This window comes from Kitasatospora sp. NPDC059803 (assembly GCF_042732255.1).
GTDB lineage: Bacteria > Actinomycetota > Actinomycetes > Streptomycetales > Streptomycetaceae > Kitasatospora.
The window spans coordinates 10,097-14,952 of record NZ_JBHWIJ010000203.1 but is presented as its reverse complement, the minus strand read 5'-3'; the positions used below and the strand labels follow the sequence as shown (position 1 = coordinate 14,952).

The 4,856-nt window shown below is 76.4% G+C and carries 5 protein-coding genes; 4 read left to right on the top strand and 1 reads right to left on the bottom strand.

Annotated elements, in window-relative coordinates:
* The first annotated feature begins 325 nt into the window (after nt 1-325).
* Genes ACFV6I_RS27230 through ACFV6I_RS27220 form a run of 3 tightly spaced genes read left to right on the top strand, consistent with a single transcriptional unit; the run spans nt 326 to nt 3,221 of the window.
* Nucleotides 326-1,222: a hypothetical protein gene (locus tag ACFV6I_RS27230; protein ID WP_380345938.1), complete on the top strand. Its 897-nt coding sequence runs from the start codon at nt 326-328 to the stop codon at nt 1,220-1,222.
* Nucleotides 1,219-2,007 (top strand): response regulator transcription factor, encoded by a 789-nt coding sequence (locus ACFV6I_RS27225; protein WP_063350333.1) that lies wholly within the window; start codon nt 1,219-1,221, stop codon nt 2,005-2,007. The genes ACFV6I_RS27230 and ACFV6I_RS27225 overlap by 4 nt, the downstream gene beginning before the upstream one ends.
* Nucleotides 2,004-3,221 carry a sensor histidine kinase gene (locus ACFV6I_RS27220; protein WP_380345940.1) on the top strand — a complete coding sequence of 406 codons (1,218 nt, stop codon included), beginning with the start codon at nt 2,004-2,006 and terminating at the stop codon, nt 3,219-3,221. The genes ACFV6I_RS27225 and ACFV6I_RS27220 overlap by 4 nt, the downstream gene beginning before the upstream one ends.
* 138 nt (nt 3,222-3,359) lie before the next feature.
* Here ACFV6I_RS27220 and ACFV6I_RS27215 read toward each other — a convergent pair whose 3' ends face one another.
* The gene (locus ACFV6I_RS27215; protein WP_380428188.1) at nt 3,360-3,602 is read right to left on the bottom strand and encodes a hypothetical protein; all 243 of its coding nucleotides are present in this window, start codon (nt 3,600-3,602) and stop codon (nt 3,360-3,362) included.
* 311 nt (nt 3,603-3,913) lie between these two features.
* On the opposite strand from ACFV6I_RS27215, the gene ACFV6I_RS27210 reads away from it, so the two are divergent.
* Nucleotides 3,914-4,618, top strand: coding sequence for a GNAT family N-acetyltransferase (locus ACFV6I_RS27210; RefSeq protein WP_380428186.1), 705 nt, complete (start codon nt 3,914-3,916; stop codon nt 4,616-4,618).
* Nucleotides 4,619-4,856 lie beyond the last annotated feature (238 nt).

The following is a 4,856-nucleotide window of genomic DNA, read 5'->3' as shown; positions in this document are numbered from 1 at the left end:
GGCCGAGGCCGTGCGCGCCGACCAGGTGGTTGAGGGTGTCGATCAGCTCGGTCAGCGGCAGCCGGGGGGGGGCCCCCCCCCCCCCGCCGCCCGGCGCCCAACCGCGCGCACCCGCCGCCCCGGGCGGCGCGGGGGGGCGCGCCGGCCTGACCCCCCCGCCGCGGCCGGGTCGCCCGGGCGGTCGGGTCGTTTCGAGGGTCCACCCGGGGGGGCGGCGGGGACGGCGGGACGGGAACCACCGACCGCCGTCCACGCGACCTACCACCGAGGCCGGTGCGGGGACGAACCGGCGCATCGCCGCAGACCAGGAGGACGAGCACCGACCGTGGCAGCAGCATCCCCACCCCGCCGCCGGCCCGTCGCCGTGCCGGTGGCGGCCCTCGCCGCCCTGGCCGTCCTCGTGACGCTCGCGGCCCTGGCCCTCGGCCGCGCCACCCCCGGCGGGCTCCAGGACCACGGCGCCACCCAGCCGGTGGCGCCGCCGCTGGTGGCCCAGCCGCTCTGGCCCGACCTGGCGGCCTCCCCGCCGCCGCGCCCTCCCGCCACCGGCGCCGGGGCCGCCACCCAGGCCGCGCCGCAACCCGTCCCGGACGTGACCGTCCCCGGGCACGACATCAAGACGGTCGACGTCCGCACCGTCCTCGCCAAGGACTCCACGGTGGGCCCGGAGGAGCGGCGCGCCCTGGACTCCTGCCCCGCCTGCGACGTCCGCAGCCCCGAGTTCCGTGACCTCACCGGCGACGGGCGGGAGGAACTGGTCGTCGCCGTCGCCACCCCCGGGCCCGTGGTCCTGCACGTCTACCTGCTGGCCGACGACCGGCTGCTGCCCATCCTCCAGGTCGAGGTGCTGAAGGGGTTCAGCGCCGCGACCGTGGGATCCGACCTGTGGCTCTACGAGCCGACCGGCGCGTTCGTCCGGACCAGCAGCCACTACCAGTGGGACGGTGTCCGGCTCGGCCTGCTGGAGCGGAAGGTCGAGGACACCGGCCCGATCGCCGGCCCGATCGCCGGCCCGGCCGGCGGAGCCACGAACGGCGCCGCACAGACGCCCACCAGCACGCCCTCCGCCGGCCCCGCCGTCGCCCAGCGCAGCGGCCGCCCATCCGCCCAGCCGCAGCCCTCCCTGCCCGAAGCCGGCGCCGGCGCGGGCGTCTCCTCCCCGAAGACGGCCGTCCCGGTCCCCGTCCGCCCGCCCTCGGCTCCCTCGGAAGCGAAGCCATGACCCCCGCAGCCGCGCCCGCCCACCCGCACATCCTGCTCGTCGAGGACGACGAGGTGATCCGGGAGGCCACCCGGATGGCCCTGGAGCGCTACGGCTTCCCGGTCACCACGGCCGCCGACGGCCTGGAGGGCCTGGAGGCCTTCCACGCCGTGCGCCCCGACCTCCTCCTGCTGGACGTCATGCTGCCGCTCCTCGACGGGGTCGGCCTCTGCCGCCGGATCCGGGAGGAGAGCCAGCTGCCGATCCTGATGATGTCGGCGCGCACCGACCCGGTCGACGTGGTGTCCGGTCTGGAGGCCGGGGCGGACGACTACGTCGTCAAGCCCTTCGAGAGCGCCGTGCTGGTCGCCCGGATCCGCACCGTGCTACGCCGGGTGCGGGTGGTCCCGGCCGAACCCGCGCTGCCCGAGGAGCCGGTGGACCCCGCCGCTCCCGTCACCGCCCCTGCCGCCGCCGTTCCCACCGCCGCCGTGCCTGCGGACGCCCCTTCCTCCGCGCTGCGCAGCTTCGACGGCATGCAGGTGGACACCGACAGCATGGAGGTGCGCGTCGACGGCCACCTCGTCCCGCTCACCCCCACCGAGCTTCGGCTGCTGCTGGAGTTCACCGCCGCGCCCGGCATCGTGCTGGAGCGCTCCACCCTGCTGGAACGCGTCTGGGACTACGACTGGGGCGCCGACACCCGGGTGGTGGACGTCCACGTGCAGCGGCTGCGCGCCAAGATCGGCTCCGGCCGGATCGAGACCGTCCGCGGGTTCGGCTACAAACTGCGGCGTCCGGCATGACCCTGCGCCGTCAGATCGCCACCGCCGTCGCCGCCATCGCCGTCCTGGTGGCGGTGGCCGTCGGCCTGCTGGTCCACCAGGCGATGATCCGTCAGCACGTGGACCAGGCCCGCGCCGCCGCGCTCGCCGCGCTCGGCTCCGCCGTGGACACCTACAAGCGCGGCGAGGTCACCGACCGGTTCGCCCTGGACGACCCGGCGCTGCCCGAGGGGCTGCGGACGCTCGCGGCCGGCGGCCGTGAGGGCTCGCTGCTCGCCGGCGGTCCGCAGGGCGAGTCGATGTGGGCAGCCCGACCGGTCCAGACCGGGGTGCTCTCCGTCCGGGTGGACTTCACCCAGGACCGGCAGGCGATCGCCGACCTCGACCGGATCATCCTGATCACCGTCGTCGCCGCGGTCTTCACCACGGTCCTGGCCGGCGTGCTCGTCGCCGACCGGATCAGCCGCCGACTGCGCACCGCGGCGACGGCCGCCCGGGGCATCGCCGCCGGCCGGACGGACACCCGGATCGGCGAGCTCGTCGACGGGAAGGACGAGGTCGCCGACCTCGCCGCCGCCGTCGACCTGATGTCCCGCACCCTGCACCAGCGGCTGGAGGACGAGCAACGCTTCACGGCGGACGTCGCCCACGAACTGCGCACCCCGCTCACCGGCCTGGTCACCGCGGCCGAACTGCTCCCGCCCGGCCGCCCCACCCAACTCGTCCAGAACCGGGTGCAGGCCCTGCGCTCGCTGGTCGAGGACCTGCTGGAGGTCTCCCGCCTCGACGCCGACGCCGAGATCCCGGACTTCGCCCCCGTCCCGCTGGAGCGCGCGGTGCGCCGCACCGTCACGCTCACCGGCCTGGAGGTCGACGTGGACGTGGACGCGGCCGCCGACCGCCAGGTCCGCACCGACCTGCGCCGCCTCGACCGCATCCTCGGCAACCTGCTGCTCAACGCCCACCGGCACGGCACCGCGCCGATCCGGCTGCACGTCGACGGCCACCGGATCACCGTCCGCGACCACGGCCCCGGCTACCCCGACGACCTCCTCGCCCGCGGCCCCCAGCGCTTCCGCACCAACGCCCCCGAACGCGGACGCGGCCACGGCCTCGGCCTCACCATCGCCACCGGCCACGCCCGGGTCATCGGCGCCGACCTCACCTTCACCAACCACCCCGACGGCGGCGCCCTCGCCACCCTCACCCTCCCCGACGACCCGTCCCACCCCTGACCGCTCGGCGCAGCCGTGAGATACGGCCGCCCATGTGGCAGCGGTGGCCGGGGCCTGAGGCGGTCCCTCGGGTGGCCCCGGCCCGCCGGGTCGCCCGGCCATCACTCGGCCGTCGCCCGGCCGCCGCTCAGTTGTCGCTCAGCTGTCGCTCGGCTGGACGACGCACGCCGAGTTCGCGAGCATCGACCCGAAGCCGCCGAGCAGCGTGGAGACGACAGCCTTGCAGGCGGCGGCCTCCTGGGGCGTCTTGGGCCCGTCCGCGGCGGCCGCCGGCTGGGCGAGGGCGATCGGCGCGGCCAGCAGCAGTGCGCAGCACGCCACGCCCAGTACGGACCGCTGCACGAGGGCGGACTTCTTCAGGAGGGACGAGGGGAAGGACATGTGGGCCCCTTCGGGGGAGGTGGGATCGGCGGAAAGCCGAGCCATCCCTATCCGAAGGGGCTCGTCCGTTCCCGGATTCTGCGCCATCCGTGAGCGTGTTCAGGTCAATGATCCGGTCGGGGCCGGGCGAGCACCCCAGGCCCGTCGGCCACCCTGGTGTCCGAGCCCGGTCGAGTCCGGTCGAGCCCGGTCGAGTCCGATCGAGCCCCCGGAACATGGCCACGCTCGTCACGCTCCGGAACCGCCCAGGTCATTCCTGCGTTCACGATCACGTAACCGGCCGGAAGCGCGGCGTCGGTAGCGTCGGCGGCATGACGGCATCACGCACTCGCCCCGAACGGCTCTGGCACCGGCCTTTCCGCAGGTCCGACCGCAGGTGCGCGGCGCCCGAGGGCCAGGCCGCCCGGCTGCCCGCGCTCGCCGGGGGCCCGTTGCGGCCCGCCCGTCCGCACCCCCCGGTCGACCGGCCGCGAGCCGTGACGGAGCCGGACCGGGCGGCGCCGTCCCGCCTGACGCTGGCGGACGGGGCGGCGCTGACGCTGCGCCCCGCCGGACCGGCCGACCGGGCCGCGGCCCTGGCGATGCACCTCCGCTGCTCCCCCGCCTCGCTGCGGCTGCGCTACCACGGGCCGGTCCGCGACGCCGGCCGCTACCTGGACCACCTGCTGGACGCCCGGCACGGCCACAGCCTCGCCGCGACGGCCGCCGACGGGCGGATCGTCGCCCTCGGGCACCTGATGTGGGACGACGACGAGGCGGAGCTGGCGGTGCTGGTCGAGGACACCTGGCAGCGGCGCGGACTCGGGCCGGCCCTGCTGCGGCAGCTCTCGGCGGCGGCCCGGGCGGCCGGTGTGACGACGGTGTACGCGGTGACCCACGCCTCCAACACCGGGCTGATCACCGCGATGCGCCGGCTGGCCGCCCCGCTGGACTTCCGGGCCGAGGACGGCACCCTGGTGATCACCGCCACGCTGGCCGCCGACGAGCCGGTCTCCTGCGCCCGCCCGGGCCGCTGATCTTTTCTTCACCACATCCTCACCCGGGAACCCCGAGAGCCCGGAGAGCGTCCCAAGCGACGAAGGCCCCCTCCGTACACCGTCTTCCCCGACGATCCGTCAGGGCGCCCGAGGCGGCGCCTCCGGCCGCGTCGCAGCAGGCTGCCTGGGGTCCGGATCGTCGAGCCGGGCGGCGGGGGCGGTGGGCGGGGCCCGGCCCCCCCCCCCCCCCAACACACCCACCCCCCCCCCCCCCCCC

What these genes read in the sequence shown, in the direction of transcription:
- ACFV6I_RS27225 (WP_063350333.1), top strand. Translation starts at nt 1,219, where the DNA reads ATGACCCCCGCAGCCGCGCCCGCCCACCCGCACATCCTGCTCGTCGAG.
- ACFV6I_RS27220 (WP_380345940.1), top strand. Translation starts at nt 2,004, where the DNA reads ATGACCCTGCGCCGTCAGATCGCCACCGCCGTCGCCGCCATCGCCGTC.
- ACFV6I_RS27215 (WP_380428188.1), bottom strand. Translation starts at nt 3,602, where the DNA reads ATGTCCTTCCCCTCGTCCCTCCTGAAGAAGTCCGCCCTCGTGCAGCGG.
- ACFV6I_RS27210 (WP_380428186.1), top strand. Translation starts at nt 3,914, where the DNA reads ATGACGGCATCACGCACTCGCCCCGAACGGCTCTGGCACCGGCCTTTC.